Consider the following 15,638-nt stretch of genomic DNA (forward strand, 5'->3'; position numbering starts at 1 on the left):
TGGGGGCCGACAGAGCTACAGAACGAACGCCTGTCGGATTATCGAGAAGCCGGAGGCGACGGGCATGGCGGTGAGAAGTCAACCCACGGCACGCCAGGTGCGTTTGGGGATCGAACTGCGCAAGATGCGTGAAGCGGCGGGCTTGACCGGCCGAGAGGCAGCCGAGCGGGTCGGAACAACCTCGGCCCAGATGAGCCATGTGGAAGCGGGACGGACGGGCGTCAGCGAGGAACGGCTGCGCGGAATGGCAACGCATTACGCATGCCTCGACGACGCACTGATCGACGAGTTGGTCACCATGGCCGCGGAGCGCGACAAGGGGTGGTGGGAGGAGTACCGGGGAACCCTCGCGCACGCGGCCCTGGATCTCGCCGAACTAGAGCATCGATCTCGTCGTTTGCGCACGTTCCAGGGTGTCTACATCCCCGGGCTTCTCCAGGTGGAGAACTACACGCGTGCTCTCATGGCCTACGGGGTTCCCCAGCCGTCGCCACGCCAATTGGACGCGCTGGTCGCGTTCCGTATGCGACGGCGGGAAGTCCTCGACAGCGGAGCGTCTCCCGCGTATGAGGCAGTCGTTCATGAAGCCGCGCTGCGGACACTCGTCGCCGACCGGGACGTCGCACGACAACAACTTGCCTTCATGCTTGAACAAGGCGAGCGCCCCGGGGTCGCCGTACGGGTTGTCCCGTTCGACGCGGAAGGATTCGGCGGCGCCGGGACGCCCGTGCTCTACGCATACGGCTCTGTACCGAGGCTGGACACCGTACACATCGATGTGCCGCACGGCCCTATCCTGCTGGACGCGGAGTCGCAGCTCGCGCGGTATCGCGTATTTCTCGACAAGGCCCTGGCGTTCTCCTTGTCGCCGGACAAATCTCAGGACTTCATCCACACCATCATGCGGCAATTGTGAAGGGCAGGATCATGGAAAAGCCGATGACCTGGCGGAAGTCGTCGTTCTCAGGGCCCGGCGAGACCAACGACTGCGTTGAACTCGCGGCCGCGGGCGGTGAGATACGGATTCGGGAAAGCGACATCCCCGCCGACATCCTCACCACCACACCGGGCCGGCTCAGAACCTTCATACGCGCCGTCAAGGCGGGGGCGCTGGACCACCTCGGGCGGTAGCCACGAGACCGGCGCGGCATCGTCACATGCGTCGGGTGAAGTCCATATGCCAGTTGGTGATCCAGGTCCGCCCGTCGTCGACGGAAAACGCCTGCTCCCAGTGGGCGCGGTCGGCGGTGACGCCGGACCAGATGAAACGCGCCCGGACCTTGCGGCCGTCGTGCTCGTCGTCGCCGTGGAAGACGCCGGTGCCGTCCGCACCGAAACTGCCGGTGACGGGTGGGAAGAGGGTGCCGGTGCGCTTGCTGGCCCAGTACAGCGACCACTGCGCGGTCGCCGGGTTGAACAGCCGCAGCGTCAGCCCGGAAAAACCCTTCGTCGGGAACTCGATCTCGTCGAAGCTGGCGGCGCCGTCGAAATGAGCGGAGGCGCGGGTGATACCGGGGAACTCCTCCCAGCGGTCGTCGCCCTCGATGGGGTCCAGGAAGTCCTTGCGCCAGCGGTTGGCGACGTCGTAGGTGCCGGTGAAGAACGCGAAGTCGTTGTTCGTCATGCCGCAGACGCTAAGACCGCTTCCCTGACATCCTTTGTCAGGGGACCGACGTAGGTTTGCGGCCGTGCGTGCCAGCCGACTCCCCTCGCTTCTGCTCCTGCTGAAAAACCGTGGCCGGATGACCGCTGTCGAGCTGGCGGCGGAGCTTGAGGTGTCCGTGCGCACGGTGTACCGGGATGTGCAGGCTCTGATCGCGGCGGGCGTGCCGCTCTATGGCGAGGCGGGCCACGCGGGCGGCTATGCCCTGTTGGACGGCTACCGCACGCGGTTGACCGGGCTGACCGCGGACGACTCGGAAGGCACGCCAAGATACTCACACCGCAAAGCGCCCTACACCCACAGAACTAATGAAAACCTCAGTAGGGCGTGTATCGAAAGTGGTCATGGCTACTTGACGATCCCCCGACTCTGGCTGGTGGGCCTCTGCTCCCGCTTTCCGCCCGCCCGCCCGCCCTCCGTCTCTGCGTGACATCTCGACGGGCTTGGTCTCGTTCCTAGGGGGGTCAGGCGTCCACTGCGGACGTTGCCATAGTGGCGTCATGGCGATATTTGAGAAAGCTCGGGTAGAGGTCTACGACGAGCTGTGGGGTGTGGATCGCGGTGAGTACACAGAGTTCGGACGCACCCTTGCAGTGTGGGGGCGTACCGCCTCTGGCGCATGGCTCACTCGGGGTGACGCGCGATGTTCGTTCACTGAAGACCACGTCGACGTCCTGGTGGAGAGCGATGGCTCCGTGTTCGTCAGTGACGAGGGGCGGCAACAGGTGTGCGATCGGCTCGCCGAAGCGTTCCCGGACGCCGACATCCATTACTACTCCGCTGACGATGGGGAGGACGATGGAGAACTCGACGTGGCAGGGACAGCCCCAATCTTTGAGGTGGAGTTCGCCGTGGGAAGGCTCCAGACGGACTGAAGCGTTTTCGAATGTGCTGGTCACAGCCACTCGTTGATGGCTGCTACGAGGGCGGTAGCCTCGTAGCGGACCGAGAGCCTGTCGTATCTCGTGGCCACGGCCCGGTGCCTATTGAGGCGATTGATGCCGCACTCGACCGCGTGCCGAGCCTTGTAGTCCTCTGGGTCGAATTTCGGGGGACGGCCGCCGCGCGAGCGCCCAAGGCTGTGGTCGTCGGGTTCGGTGGCGACACCGCCGGGTGGCTCCTTCTGCAGTTCCCCCTTTCCCTCGCTCCGGCGGCGTGCTGGTGGGCCCGGCAGATGGTGGAGTCGATGTTGAGGTCCCAAGTGATGAGGCCCTCGTGAAGTTCACACCGAGGTTCCGCGCCGCGCTGCCCACCGGGCCCGGGACCCAGGTGGTGCTCGACGCCGACGGCCGCGTGGTCTCCACCGGCCCGCGCGGCGGCACGGTCCCGGCCGGGGGCGCCGTGCTCCAGGGCATCGGCGCCGCGTCCGTCTGGCTGACGGCCCACGCCCGGCGGGGCGAGCGGATCGCGGTGGAGGAGGCCGTCCGGGACACCGCCGGCCGCCGGGTCCGGCTCGACGCCGACGACAGCATCGTCAGCGCCGCCCCCACCCTGGTGAAGGACGGCCGCATCGCCATCGACGCCGCCGCCGAGGGCACCCTCGACCCGGAGCACCTCTCCTTCGGCTACGCCTGGTCGAACGTCCGGCAGCCCCGCACGATGGCCGGGCTCGACAAGCGGGGCCGGCTCATCCTGGCCACGGTGGACGGCCGGCAGCCCGGCGTGAGCGAGGGCTTCACCCTGGAGGAGGCCGCCCGCTCCATGCGCCCCCTGGGCGCCGTCCAGGCCCTCAACCTGGACGGCGGCGGCTCCACCGCCATGGCCGTGAATGGCCGTCTCGCCAACGTCACCTCCGACGCGACGGGCGAACGCGCGGTGGGCGACACGGTCCAGGTGGTGCCGTAGCGGGACGCGCCCCCGTCATCGCTCAGTGTTCGCCTCACTCCTGTGCGTGATATTCGCATCTTATGGCCGCCGCCTCACGACTCGGGCTGGAAGTGTCGGCGGGTGTCAGAGCTGCGTGCCATGCTGGAGCCAAGGAACACACGAGGAGGCGGTGGTGACGATCATGAGCGTCGCTGAGACGCGAATCGATGATCACGAAGGCCCCTGGACGGTCGAGGACGTCCTTGCACTCCCGGAGCATCCGGCACGCGCCCGCTTCGAAGTCGTGGACGGTGTCCTCATGATGTCTCCCGCCCCCAGCCTGGCCCATCAAACCGTGGCCTACGAGCTGCACAAACAGCTCGAGGACTCCTTGGAGAGGTCTGGCGCGCCGTTCGTGGCAGCCGAGACGGTGAATGTGAGGACCGAATCCAGGTTGTTCATCCCGGATATCGCGGTCATGGACCACTCCGCCGTCGAATGGGACACGCTGATCGTGCCACTGGAGGCGATGGTCCTGCTGGTGGAGATCGTGTCCCCGCGCAATCAGTCGATGGACCGCATCCTTAAGCCCGCACTCTACGCTCAGGCGAAGGTGCCCGCCTACTGGCGGGTCGAGCTCCAACCCGACCTGCATGTAGTGGCGCATGAGCTGGCGACGGACACCTACCGCGAGGTCGCCACCATCACGGGCAAGCAGGCCGTGGAGGTCGCTGGAGAGTTCACCGTCGACCTCGATGTTCCCGCGCTGCGCGGCAGGTTGGCCCGCGGGGGTCGGCCCTAGCCCTCCGGGTAGAAGACGAAGAGTGTGCAGCCCGTGGTGGTCTGGGGGATGTGGGAGGAGCCCGCGGGGGCGTGGATGAAGGTGCCGGCGGGGTAGTCGTGGGCGCCGTCGTTGAAGGTGCCGGAGACCACGAAGACCTCCTCGGGGCCCGGTTCATGGACGTCCACGCCCTCCCACGAGGTGCCGGGGTCCATCTCCAAGACGTGCGCCTTCGCGCCGTTGTCACCGGTCCACAGGGGGCGCAGGCGGATGCCCGGGAAGAGCTCCTTCACCGGGGCGTTCTCGACCGCCGCGGCCACATATCCGTCCGTGAGGTTCATGTCGTTCAGCGTGGCACGGGGGGTGTGAGCGCCCAAGGGCGCAGCCGGTTGGTCTCGCCACCCGGCTGCGCCCCTTGGGTCGATATGTCGATATCGCTTCAGCCGTTGGGACTTACTCGACGACCTTCAGCAGCTTGTTCGGCGTGCCCTCGCCCGGGTTGGAGATCTTGTCGGCGGTGGCGCCGTCCGTCAGCCCCTTCGCCACGTCGGCCGGCTTGGCGTCCTGGTGGCCGCTGAGGTAGACGGCGGCGGCGCCCACGACGTGCGGGGTGGCCATCGACGTGCCGGAGATGGTGTTGGTGGCGTCGTCGCCGGTGTTCCAGTCGGAGGTGATGTCCGAGCCGGGGGCGTAGATGTCCACCACGTCACCGTAGTTGGAGAAGTCGGACTGCTCGTCCTGGTCGGTGCTGGAGGCGACCGTGATCGCGTCCTTCACCCGGGCGGGAGAGCTCTGGCTGGCGTCGGCGGACTCGTTGCCCGCCGCCACGCCGAAGGTGACACCGGAGTCGATGGCCTTCTGCACGGCCGCGTCGAGGGCCTCGTCGGGGGTGCCGCCCAGGCTCATGTTGGCGACGGACGGGCCCTCGTGGTTCTCGGTGACCCAGTCGATGCCCGCGACGACCTGCTCGGTGGTGCCGGAGCCCTGGTCGTCCAGCACGCGCACCGCGACGATCTTGGCCTTCTTGGCGACGCCGTGCTCGGCACCGGCGATGGTGCCGGCCACGTGGGTGCCGTGGCCGTTGCCGTCGTCGGCGCTGTCGTCGTTGTCGACCGCGTCGAAGCCGGACGTGGCGCGGTCCTCGAAGTCCTTGTGGCTGGTGCGGACACCGGTGTCGATGACGTACGCGGTGACACCCTCACCCGCGCTGTCGGGGTAGGTGTACTTCTTGTCGCCCTGGGTGTCTTCCTGGTCGATCCGGTCCAGGCCCCACGACGGCGGGTTCTCCTGGGTGCCCTTGATGGTGTAGCGGTGGTTCTGGACCACCTTGGCGACCGACGGGTCGGCGGCCAGCCGCTTGGCCTCGGTGTCGGACAGCCCGTTGGCCGAGAAGCCGTTGATGGCGGAGTCGTAGCTGCGGCGCAGCTTGCCACCGTACTGCTCGGCGAGGTCCTTGCCCTCCGAGGCGGCCTTGATGCTCTTGCCGCCCTTGAGCATGACGATGTAGCTGCCGTCGACGGCGTTCTTCGCCTGGGTGCCGTAGACGGTGCCCTCGGCGGGCTGGGCGGTGGTGGCGCCGGCCGGAACGGCCACGAAGACACCGGCGGTGACGGCGGTCGCGGCGGCTATGGCCAGACCGAGTCGACGCGCGTTGCGCTGCTTGTGAACTGCCATGACGAGGGTTCCTCCTCGTGCGGTTGTGGGGGGAATCCGCACCCCGGATCGCGTCCGATCCCTCAAGTGCGGCAGATCCGGAGTGGGTTGGGGCCACTCCGGTTCTGACAAAACCCTGACTGATGAGTACGGGTCAATTCAAGATCCCCACCGATGTGTGACATAGGCAACGTTCTACGCATCGACCCCGCGCCGACCTTGGCGTCAACGCCCTTTGTGTGTAAGGGGCCCGCATCAGGGAGGGTAGGGCTGTCCCCCCTTCTTCGGTTGGAGGGAACCACCGGACGGTTCACCGGTCAGCAGGATGGGTCGCCCCGGCGCCACGGCCTAGCGTCGTCAACGAGTGGCGGGGACAGTCCGCCACCAGGGCAAAAGGGGATGTCGTGGCGGACACAGGCCGCTTGGAGAGGCCGCGCGGGATAGCGGCACGCGCGGGCAGTTGGAGCGCCCGTCACCGGTGGGCGGCGGTCGGGAGCTGGGTGCTGCTGGTCATCCTCGCCCTGGCCGTCGGCTCGATGACGGGCCGGGTCGATGTGACGGACAGCGAGCAGGTTCCCGGCGAGTCCGGGCGCGTCTCGAAGATTCTCGACGAGGCGGGCATTGACGATGCGGCCGGGGAAACCGTACTGATCCAGGCGAAGGGCGGCGGGCTCACCGCGGACGACCCGGCCTTCCGCAAGGCGGTCGACGCGGTGATGGCCGGCGTACGCGACACCGGCCAGGTGACCGCCCCGCGCTCCCCGTACGAGACGAAGACCATCTCCGCCGACCGGCGCTCCGCCCTGGTGCAGTTCGAGATGCGCGGCGACGCGGAGAAGGCTGCCGACCACATCCAGCCGGTGCTGGACGCGGTGGACAAGGCGCAGAACAGCCACCAGGACCTGCGGATCGAGGAGTTCGGCGACGCCAGCGGCCAGAAGGCGTTCGACGAAGCGTTCGGCGACGACTTCACCCAGGCCGAGTACTCCGCGCTGCCGGTGGCGCTCGGGATCCTGCTGATCGTCTTCGGTGCGCTGGTGGCCGCGCTGCTGCCGGTGCTGCTCGCGATGACCGCGTTCCTGGCCACCACCGGTCTGGTGGCGGTGGTCAGCCACTGGGTGCACATGAGCGACACCGCCAACTCCGTGATGCTGCTGGTGGGCCTGGCCGTCGGCGTCGACTACTGCCTGTTCTACCTGCGCCGGGAGCGCGAGGAGCGCGCCGCGGGACGGGACGCGCAGACCGCGCTGCGGGTGGCGGCGGCCACCTCCGGCCGCGCCATCCTGGTCTCCGGCGTCACGGTGATCGTGGCGATGGCGGGCATGCTCTTCACCGGTATCGCGGAGTTCAAGGCGATGGGGCTCGCCACGCTGATGGTGGTGGCGGTGGCGATGGTCGGCTCGGTGACGGTGCTGCCCGCGCTGCTCTCGCTGCTCGGTGAGCGGGTGGAGAAGGGCCGGTTGCCGTTCCTGGGCCGCGCCAAGCGGCGCGGCGGCACCGAGAGCCGCATCTGGCGCGCCGTCCTCCGCCCGGTGCTGCGCCGCCCCAAGCTGTCGCTGGCCCTCGCCGGTGGCGCGCTGATCGCGCTGGCCGTCCCCGCCGTGGGGATGAACACCGCGAACCTCACCATGGACCAGGAGTTCGGTGACCGGCTGCCGGTCGTGAACGCGTACAACCACATCGACGAGGCGTTCCCGGGCGGCTCCGACCCGGCCAGGGTCGTGGTGAAGGCGGACGACATCGACGCGGCGCCGGTGCGCGACGCCCTCGCCCGCTTCCGTACCGAGGCCGTGGCGAAGGGCGCATCCAAGGGCCCGGTCGAGGTGACGGTCCACCACGAGCAGAACCTGGCCGTGATGGAGGTCCCGCTGATCGGTGGCTCGGACGAGGGCAAGGCCGAGAAGAGCCTGGACGTGCTGCGGAACGAGGTGCGCCCGGCAACCCTCGGCGCGGTGGCCGGGGTGGACGCCCCCATCGGCGGTTCGACCGCCTCCTCCAAGGACTTCAACGACAAGCTCGGCTCGGCCGTCGCCCCGGTCTTCGCCTTCGTGGTGGTCTTCGCCTTCCTGCTGATGCTGATGTCCTTCCGGTCGCTCACCATCGCCGTGACCTCCATCGTGCTCAACCTGCTGTCGGTGGGCGCCGCGTACGGCATCCTCACCGCGGTCTTCCAGCACGGCTGGGGCGCGGGGCTGGTCGGTGCGGAGGGCGTGGGCGCGATCGTGTCCTGGCTGCCGCTGTTCCTCTTCGTAATCCTGTTCGGGCTGAGCATGGACTACCACGTCTTCGTGGTCTCCCGGATCCGCGAGGCGCGCCTGGCGGGCCGCACCACCAAGGACGCGGTGGTGCACGGCGTGGTGACGACGGCGGGCGTGGTCACCAGCGCCGCCGTCATCATGGTCGCGGTCTTCTCCATCTTCGGCACGCTGTCGATGCAGTCCATGAAGCAGATGGGCGTGGGCCTCGCGGCCGCGGTCCTCATCGACGCCACCGTCATCCGCGGGGTGCTCCTCCCGGCCGCGATGTCGCTGCTGGGCGAGCGCAACTGGTACCTGCCGAAGTGGCTGGGCTGGCTCCCGGACCTCGCCCACGACGAGCCCGTCCCGGTCCAGCGGCCCGGCACCCTGGTGGGCGCTTCCCCGGTGCCGGAAACGGACGGACGGCCCCGGCACGCGAAGGTCTGACGGCCACGTCCGGCACACCCTGACACCCCTCAACCGGTCACACGGCCCTCGGGCCGTGTGACCGGTTCGGTGTTCCGGGGTGGGGGCGTCGGGTGCGGTGGAGGGGGCGGAAAAGGCGTTGCGGGGTGTCCCCGCAGTTCCCTACGGTGCGGGGATACGGCGGAGATCCGCATACGCGTCCTTTCGCGTACGCGCGCACGGGAGGAGTACACCGATGGGCGGAAGTCCCGGCATCGGCGTGTTCACCCGCATCACCCGCGGCTGTGCCGGGGTGGCGTGTGCGTGCGCCTTTCCTATGCCTGCCCGCCGCCCGCGGCGCGGCCCCGGTGCCCTGGCCGGCCCGGACGCGCCCGGTGTCTCTTCGAGTCTGTGAACGGTTCGCGCTCGAGGTGGTTCCTCTCCACCTGAGCGGCTGACCCGCCAGACCTCCCATCGGTCTCTCACCGTGAGCTGATCTCACCCATCCACGCGCCCTCGGCCAGGGCCCCCGCCAGTCCAGGAATCACTCGTTCCGGGACGGGCGGCAGGGCCCGTTCCGCGCTGCTGCCGCCCGCCCGGCTCCGAAAGGACCGTGGCCGTGGCCCGCAATCGACGCCATCCCCATGCCCCACGCGGTGGCGAACCGCGCCGCAACACCGAAGCGCCCCGCACCGAAGCGCCCCGCGCGGACCCGCGCCGTTCCGAACGCGACCGCGCGAGGCGTGCGTACGGGCAGAACTTCCTCATCGACCCGGGCGCCGTCGCCCGCGTCGTACGCGCCGCCCGCCCCGGGCCCGGCGATCTCCTGGTGGAGGTCGGCGCGGGCAAGGGGGCGCTCACCGAGGCGCTGGCCCCGTGCTGCCGTGAGCTGATCAGCTATGAGATCGACCGGCATCTGATCCCGGGGCTGCGGGAGCGGCTCGCCCGCTGTCCGCGGGTCCGCATCGTGCACCAGGACTTCCTCGAGGCGGCGCCGCCACCCGAGCCGTTCGCCCTCGTCGGCAACGTGCCCTACGCCCGTACCGCCGAGATCGTCGCCTGGGCGCTGCGGGCGGTGCCCAGACTGACCTCGGCGACGCTGCTCACCCAGGCGGAGTACGCCCGTAAGCGCACCGGGGACTACGGGCGCTGGTCCCTGCTGACCGTACGGTCGTGGCCGGAGGTCGAGTGGCGGCTGTGCGGGCGGGTGGCGCGGGCCGCCTTCCGGCCGGTGCCCGCGGTGGACGGCGGGATCCTGCGGCTGACCCGGCGGCCGCGGCCGCTGCTCACCGACCCGGTGGCCCGGTCCGTCTACGCGGACCTGGTCGAGCTGGGCTTCACCGGGGTCGGCGGCTCGCTCCACGCGTCACTGCGCCGGGTCTGCCCCGCCCGCGCGCTCGACCGGGCGTTCCGGGCGGCCGGGCTGGGGCGGGACGTCGTGGTGGCGTATGTGACGCCGGAGCAGTGGCTGGTCCTCGCTCAGGAGCTGACCGAGGTGGCGGCCGGAATGCGCTCTTCGGCTGCTTCGAAGGAGTTGATGGTGCGGGTGAAGTCCCGGGTGGACAGCAGGAACTTGTAGATGATGGCCAGCTCGAAGACGAGCAGCAGCACACCCGATACGACGGTCGTCGCCACCACCGCGTCGATGGCCGGGCCGATGATGAACACGCCCATCTGGAACTCGATACCGCTGATGAGATGAGCGCGGATGCGGTGGCGCTGCAGGAAGTTCCGGCACCGGACCCACCACGGGAAGCGGCGCCGGAACTCCTGGTGCAGATCGACGACGGCGGGGCGGCGCGGGGCCGGTACCGGGGCCGAAACCGGGGTGGCCGTGGATTCCAGGGTCGCCGTGGCCTCCAGGGTCGCCGTGGCCTCCAGGGCCGCCGTGGCCTCCAGGGCCGCCACCGGCTCCAGAGGAGCAACGGGCTCCAAGGGAGCCACCGTGTCGTGGTCCGTCTCCAGATCGGCCTTGGGGTTCTCCCGCAGCAGGTCCTCCATGAAGGCCAGTTCGGCCTGGTTCTCGGCCTTGCGGGCCGCCCGCATCCGGGCCTTGATCTGCTTGCGCATCCCATGCCGGATCTTGAAGATCTCCAGCGAGTCGATGTAGCGCAGCGCGTCCAGGAAGGTGACGGCCAGCGCCAGCCACAGATACAGGACGTCATCCGTGCGCGTGTACTGACCTGCCATCAGGGCGACCGAGCACACCAGCACCCGGATCCGGTCGAAGACGAAGTCCAGCCAGGCCCCGAAGACCGAGCCGGTGCCGGTCAGCCGGGCCAGCTTGCCGTCCATGCAGTCGAAGATGAAGCTCACGTGGTAGAGCACGGCCCCGAGCAGCAGCCATCTCCAGTCGCCCTGAGCGAAGCACGCGGCGGAGCCGAGGCCCACCAGGAACGCACCCCAGGTGAGCTGGTTGGGGGTGGCCCGGGTGTACTTGGCGATCCAGCGGACCAGCGGTGTGGCCACCGGGTCCACGAGCATGACGGTCCACCACGCGTCTCGCTTCTTCTCGGTGATCCGGCGGACCTCGGCGAGCGGCGGTATGTCTCGGGGCATGGTCAATCTTTCTGGCGTTAGACATGAGTTCACCTGAAGGTAAGAAGCCGTTAAGGGAAAGGACAAGGTCGAGCAAGGGCAACCTTTGCCAGGGGGTAATGGTCTGCTTGGAGGACCGGGTCCATGGCAGGACCAGGTGCGTCGGCGGCGCAGCGGGTCCTACCGCTGGTAGCGGGCGAGCACCAGGTTCCCGTCGTCGACGAGCCGCTCGCGCAGCTCCCCCATTCCGATTGCCCCGCTGTAGTACTCCTGCAGCGCCGGAGTGGCCACTTTGTCCTTCCACTCCGGGTAGCCGCGCACCGTCTGCGCGGGCGCCGGGCGCAGCTGTCCGGCCAGGGCGGTGCCGGTGGCCCAGCCGTGGCGGCGGGTGCGCAGGGCGGGGTCCCGGAGCGCGGTCCGGCCCGTGGGGAGCATCCAGTCGCCCCGGGCGAGCCGCACCATATGCGGCGGGCGCAGGAAGAAGTCGATGAAGCGGGCGGCCTCCCGCTGGTACGGGCTGTCGGCGGCGATGGACAGCGTCTGCGGGCTGACCCCCTGCCGCTGGTCGACGCCGGGCCCGGCCGGGGACGGCAGTACGGTCCAGGCGAACCCCTTGGGCGCCTGCTGCACGATCTGCTGGCGGTAGGAGAAGCCGAGCGGGACCATCGCGTACTTCCCGCCGAAGAAGCCGGGGAGCGTGTCGGAGCCGCCCATGCCGAGGGTGGTCCGCGCGGCGGTGCGGTCGCCGCCCAACTGGTCGTGGATGACGCGGGGCACCCGCTGGTCGGCGGCGCCGAACCGGACCGTGACCTTGCCGTCCGTGCCCCGGTGGAAGACCTTGCCGCCGGTGGAGAGCGAGAGGTTGAGGGTCGCGGAGACCGGCTCCTTGAGCGGCCAGGCCACGCCGTACGCCCCGTCCCGGGTCAGGTCTTCGGCCGCGTCCTCGAACTCGGCCCAGCTCCAGGGCCGTTCGGCGGTGGGGATCCGCACCCGGGCCCGCTCCAGCAGCGCGCGGTTGGCGATCAGCACGCGCGGCTCCTGGAGGAACGGCACACCGTGGACGCCGCCGCCGAAGGTGGCGGTCTGCCAAGTCCGGGGCGGGATATCGTCCTTGAGCCGCCGGGGCAGCAGATCGGTGAGATCGGCGAGATAGCCTCCGTAGGCGAAGTCGGCGAGGTCGTCGGTGGCGTCATGGATGATGTCTGGCGCCTCGCCGCCCTCGAAGGAGGTGAGCAGCTGGTCGTGGACGCCGTCCCAGCTGCCCTGGACATATTCGACCCGGATGTCGGGATGGGCCGCGTTCCACTCCCCCACCAGCTGCTTGTTGGCCGCCACCGATTCCCGCTGCCAGGCCAGGGACTGGAAGCGCAGGGTGATCCGGCCGCCGGTCGCCCGCCGCCGCTCGGGCGCGCAGCCGGACAGCAGCGCCCCGGTGGCGGACGCGGCCAGCAGCGTTCGGCGGCGCATCAGTGCTTCACCGCCCCGGCCAGGGTGCCGCTGGTGATCCGGCGCTGGATGAGCGCGAACAGCACGAGCGAGGGCAGCGTCGCCAGCAGTGAGGCGGCGGCGAGCGGACCGAGGTCGGCGACGCCCTCGGTTCCGATGAAGTGGGTGAGGATGATCGGCATCGTCTGTTTCCGCGGGGATTTGAGCAGGACGAGCGCGAAGAAGAACTCGTTCCAGGCGGTGATGAACGCGAAGAGGGCGGTGGCCACGATGCCGGGGGTCAGCAGCGGCATGGTGACGGAGATCAGCACCCGCAGTCTGCCCGCGCCGTCCACGGCCGCGGCCTCCTCCAGCTCGCGCGGTACGGCCCGTGCGTACCCGGCCAGCATCCACAGGGCGAACGGCAGGGACCACACTACGTACACCATGATCAACCCGGAGCGGGAGTCGATCAGGCGGACCTCCTTGAGCACCAGGAACAGCGGAATGATCACCAGGACGAAGGGGAACGCCTGGCTGACCACGATCCAGCCGGTGGCCGCCCGGGACAGCGCGGAGCGGTGGTGGCGGGCCATCACATAGGCCATCGGGGTGGCGATGACGACGGTGATGACCGCGGCGGCGAGGGAGGCGATCAGGCTGTTGCCCGCGGACCGCAGCAGCGGCTGCTCCTCGAACGCCTGACGGAAGTTGTCGAGGGTGGGGTGGTCGGGGATCCAGCCGGGGTGGAGGCTCGCCAGCTCGCGCGGCGGTTTGAACGCGGTGGAGACCAGCCACAGCAGGGGAAAGGCGAGGAAGACCAGATAGCCGAGCAGGGCGAGGTACTGGCCGGTGCGGGCGGCGCGGCGCCTGGCGGTGGGGCCTCGACGCACGGGCCTGGGGCTGGGACTGGGACTCGGGCCGGGGCTGGGGTGGGGGCGGGGGTTGGAGCTGCGCATGGTGCTGGGGCGGGGGCTCATGCCTCGTCGTCTCCCTTCAGCCGGGCCACGAGATGGACGGCCAGCAGGATGGAGACCACCGCCACCAGCACACAGCCCATCGCCGCCGCATAGCCGAACTGGCCGTAGCGGAAGGCCTCTTCATAGGCGAAGAGCATCGGCAGCCGGGTGCGGCCACCCGGCCCGCCGCCCGTCAGGACGTAGACCAGCGCGAACGAGTTGACGTTCCAGATGAAGCTGAGCGCGCTGATGGCGAGGGCGATGGGCCTGATGGCGGGCCAGGTGACGGTGCGGAAGCGGCGCCAGGCACCGGCGCCGTCCATGGCCGCGGCCTCGTGCAGTTCGCGCGGCACATTCGAGAGCCCGGCCAGCAGGGTGACCGTGACCTGCGGAAGCCGTGCCCAGATGCCGACCACGACGACGGCGGGCAGGGCGGTGGACAAGCTGCCGAGCCAGTCGCGGTGGGTGCCCAGCGTCTCGTTGAGCACCCCCGCGTCGGGGTGGTAGACCAGCCGCCACATGATGCCGACCACGACCTCCGGCATCGCCCAGGGGACGATCGCGAGCGCCCGTGACAGCCAGCGGAACCGCAGGTCCTGGTGGAGCAGCAGCGCGAGGCCGAGCGCGAGCAGGAACTGCGGTACGGAGACGGCCACCGCCCACACCAGGCCGATCCGGAACGACTCCCAGAAGAGGGTGTCGCGCAGCAGGTCCTGGAAGTTGAGCAGCCCGATCCACTGGGTGGGGTCGGTACGGCCCGCCTGTGAGTCGGTGAAGGCCAGCGCGATCCCGTAGAGGAGCGGGCCGACGCTGAGGAGGAGGATCGGGATCAGCGCGGGCAGGACCAGGAACCACGCCCCCTGGGCAGTGCCCTGACGGCGCGTCATGCGACCACCCGGGCCCTTGGCCGAACCCCGGCCCTTGGCGGAGCCCGGGTCCGAGCGCGCCGGGTCGGCGGTCACGGGTATCACGGCAGGGCCCCCTTCAGACGCGGTGGGAGGGCGGTCCGGGAGGGAGAGCCCACGTCATCGTGCGGAGGGCGGACGGTGCAGTCAAGCGGTTCTACCTGCGACAGTCGATGCGGCAGCCGGTACGGCGGTCGGTACGGCGCACGGACGTCGATGCGGACGGCGATGGGGCTGTCGATGCGGCCGTCTGTACGACGGGGGCGCGCGGCTCGATGCGAGAGACTTGGCCGTCGGCAGGGAGAAGTCGGCGACGAGGACTCGGCGAGGAGGAGGGGCACCCGGTGGCGGAGGTCGCGTTCACGGAGGAGCGGGCGCGGGCGGTGCTCTCGGCCGCGCTGCCGCCCTACCGGGCCGGTACGGCGGAGGCCCGGCTGCTGGCCCTCGGTGAGAACGCCGTCTTCGCCGTCGACAGCCTCTCGCTGGTGGTCCGGATCAGCCGCGACCTGGAAGTGTGGGACCGGGCCGCCCGGGAGCTGAGGATCGCCGACTGGCTGGCCCGGGAGGGGCTGCCCGCGGTCCGCCCCGACCGGCGCTTCGGCCCCGAGCAGCCGCTTCCGTTCGCCGACCATCTCGTCACGTACTGGCAGCGGCTTCCCGACCCGGTACGCCCCGCCGGGGCGCGCGATCTCGCGGAGCTGCTGCGGATGGTGCACGCCCTGCCCGACCCGCCCGGCGACCCGGCGCCGCTTCCGCTGCCGCGCCGCGATCTGCTGGGCGGGGTCGAGCGCTGGCTGCGGCTGGCCGGGGACGCGATCGACCCGGCGGACGCGGCGTATCTGCGCGCCCGCCGGGACGACTTCGCGGCCGCCGTCGAGGAGCTGACCCCGCGCCTCGCCCCCGGCCCGATCCACGGCGACGCGCTGCCGCGCAATGTGCACATCGGCCCGGACGGCCCGGTGCTGGTGGACCTGGAGACCTTCTCGCACGATCTGCGCGAGCACGATCTGGTGGTGATGGCCCTGTCCCGGGACCGCTATGGGCTCGGCGCGGCGGAGTACGACGCGTTCGTGGCGGAGTACGGCTGGGACGTACGCGAGTGGCCCGGCTGCGCGGTGCTGCGGGGCGCACGCGAGACCGCCAGCTGCGCCTGGGTCTCCCAGCACGCCCCGGGCAACCCGGCGGCCCGCGCCGAGTTCGCCCGCCGCATCGCCTCCCTGCGGGAGGGCGACACGGCGGTGCGCTGGCACACGTTCTGAACGAAAC

Annotated in this window: 15 protein-coding genes and 1 pseudogene; 9 read left to right on the top strand and 7 right to left on the bottom strand. The window is 70.0% G+C overall.

Features of this window, described 5'->3' with window-relative positions:
* The first annotated feature begins 64 nt into the window (after nucleotides 1-64).
* On the top strand, nucleotides 65-916 hold the full coding sequence (locus LIV37_RS14070; protein ID WP_020867790.1) for a helix-turn-helix domain-containing protein: 852 nt from the start codon (nucleotides 65-67) through the stop codon (nucleotides 914-916).
* Nucleotides 917-939: 23 nt separating this feature from the next.
* Nucleotides 940-1,131 (top strand): DUF397 domain-containing protein, encoded by a 192-nt coding sequence (locus tag LIV37_RS14075; protein WP_020867791.1) that lies wholly within the window; start codon nucleotides 940-942, stop codon nucleotides 1,129-1,131.
* 22 nt (nucleotides 1,132-1,153) lie between these two features.
* On the opposite strand, the gene LIV37_RS14080 is transcribed toward LIV37_RS14075, so the two are convergent.
* Nucleotides 1,154-1,624: a hypothetical protein gene (locus tag LIV37_RS14080; RefSeq protein ID WP_020867792.1), complete on the bottom strand. Its 471-nt coding sequence runs from the start codon at nucleotides 1,622-1,624 to the stop codon at nucleotides 1,154-1,156.
* A 64-nt stretch (nucleotides 1,625-1,688) separates the two neighbouring features.
* On the opposite strand from LIV37_RS14080, the pseudogene LIV37_RS14085 reads away from it, so the two are divergent.
* From LIV37_RS14085 to LIV37_RS14105, 4 genes and pseudogenes are all read left to right on the top strand, one after another.
* Nucleotides 1,689-1,922 (top strand): annotated as a pseudogene (locus tag LIV37_RS14085) (helix-turn-helix transcriptional regulator); the annotation flags it as partial.
* Nucleotides 1,923-2,163: 241 nt separating this feature from the next.
* Entirely contained in the window at nucleotides 2,164-2,538 is a 375-nt protein-coding gene (locus tag LIV37_RS14090; RefSeq protein WP_020867793.1) for a hypothetical protein, read from the top strand.
* A 340-nt stretch (nucleotides 2,539-2,878) separates the two neighbouring features.
* Nucleotides 2,879-3,508 carry a phosphodiester glycosidase family protein gene (locus LIV37_RS14100; RefSeq protein WP_020867795.1) on the top strand — a complete coding sequence of 210 codons (630 nt, stop codon included), beginning with the start codon at nucleotides 2,879-2,881 and terminating at the stop codon, nucleotides 3,506-3,508.
* A gap of 151 nt (nucleotides 3,509-3,659) precedes the next feature.
* Nucleotides 3,660-4,271, top strand: a complete 612-nt coding sequence (locus LIV37_RS14105) for a Uma2 family endonuclease (RefSeq protein ID WP_158634910.1) — start codon at nucleotides 3,660-3,662, stop codon at nucleotides 4,269-4,271.
* Here LIV37_RS14105 and LIV37_RS14110 read toward each other — a convergent pair.
* On the bottom strand, nucleotides 4,268-4,591 hold the full coding sequence (locus tag LIV37_RS14110) for a cupin domain-containing protein (RefSeq protein WP_020867797.1): 324 nt from the start codon (nucleotides 4,589-4,591) through the stop codon (nucleotides 4,268-4,270). The genes LIV37_RS14105 and LIV37_RS14110 overlap by 4 nt on opposite strands.
* A 112-nt stretch (nucleotides 4,592-4,703) precedes the next feature.
* Nucleotides 4,704-5,924 carry a S8 family peptidase gene (locus tag LIV37_RS14115; RefSeq protein WP_020867798.1) on the bottom strand — a complete coding sequence of 407 codons (1,221 nt, stop codon included), beginning with the start codon at nucleotides 5,922-5,924 and terminating at the stop codon, nucleotides 4,704-4,706.
* A gap of 383 nt (nucleotides 5,925-6,307) precedes the next feature.
* Here LIV37_RS14115 and LIV37_RS14120 point away from each other — a divergent pair, with 383 nt between their 5' ends.
* Together LIV37_RS14120 and erm are read left to right on the top strand one after the other, a co-directional pair.
* Nucleotides 6,308-8,587 carry an MMPL family transporter gene (locus tag LIV37_RS14120; RefSeq protein WP_121825487.1) on the top strand — a complete coding sequence of 760 codons (2,280 nt, stop codon included), beginning with the start codon at nucleotides 6,308-6,310 and terminating at the stop codon, nucleotides 8,585-8,587.
* A 724-nt stretch (nucleotides 8,588-9,311) separates the two neighbouring features.
* Nucleotides 9,312-10,124 carry an ErmE/ErmH/ErmO/ErmR family 23S rRNA (adenine(2058)-N(6))-methyltransferase gene (gene erm, locus LIV37_RS14125; RefSeq protein ID WP_243146450.1) on the top strand — a complete coding sequence of 271 codons (813 nt, stop codon included), beginning with the start codon at nucleotides 9,312-9,314 and terminating at the stop codon, nucleotides 10,122-10,124.
* Here the strand turns inward: erm and LIV37_RS14130 are convergent.
* The 4 genes from LIV37_RS14130 to LIV37_RS14145 all read right to left on the bottom strand — a co-directional run bounded on the left by LIV37_RS14130 (nucleotide 10,025) and on the right by LIV37_RS14145 (nucleotide 14,354).
* Nucleotides 10,025-11,104: a CDP-alcohol phosphatidyltransferase family protein gene (locus LIV37_RS14130; protein ID WP_020867801.1), complete on the bottom strand. Its 1,080-nt coding sequence runs from the start codon at nucleotides 11,102-11,104 to the stop codon at nucleotides 10,025-10,027. The two genes, erm and LIV37_RS14130, sit on opposite strands and share 100 nt — an antisense overlap.
* 159 nt (nucleotides 11,105-11,263) lie before the next feature.
* A complete protein-coding gene (locus LIV37_RS14135; RefSeq protein ID WP_020867802.1) occupies nucleotides 11,264-12,550 on the bottom strand; it encodes an ABC transporter substrate-binding protein in 1,287 nt (428 codons plus the stop codon).
* Nucleotides 12,550-13,401, bottom strand: a complete 852-nt coding sequence (locus LIV37_RS14140; protein WP_020867803.1) for a carbohydrate ABC transporter permease — start codon at nucleotides 13,399-13,401, stop codon at nucleotides 12,550-12,552. Before LIV37_RS14140 ends, LIV37_RS14135 begins: the two co-directional genes overlap by 1 nt.
* Before the next feature lie 83 nt (nucleotides 13,402-13,484).
* Entirely contained in the window at nucleotides 13,485-14,354 is an 870-nt protein-coding gene (locus LIV37_RS14145; protein ID WP_121826051.1) for a carbohydrate ABC transporter permease, read from the bottom strand.
* 362 nt (nucleotides 14,355-14,716) lie between these two features.
* Here LIV37_RS14145 and LIV37_RS14150 point away from each other — a divergent pair, with 362 nt between their 5' ends.
* Nucleotides 14,717-15,631 (top strand): phosphotransferase enzyme family protein, encoded by a 915-nt coding sequence (locus LIV37_RS14150; RefSeq protein ID WP_020867805.1) that lies wholly within the window; start codon nucleotides 14,717-14,719, stop codon nucleotides 15,629-15,631.
* Nucleotides 15,632-15,638: the final 7 nt, after the last annotated feature.

Origin of the sequence: Streptomyces rapamycinicus NRRL 5491, assembly GCF_024298965.1 — a bacterium.
GTDB classification, from domain to species: Bacteria; Actinomycetota; Actinomycetes; order Streptomycetales; family Streptomycetaceae; genus Streptomyces; species Streptomyces rapamycinicus.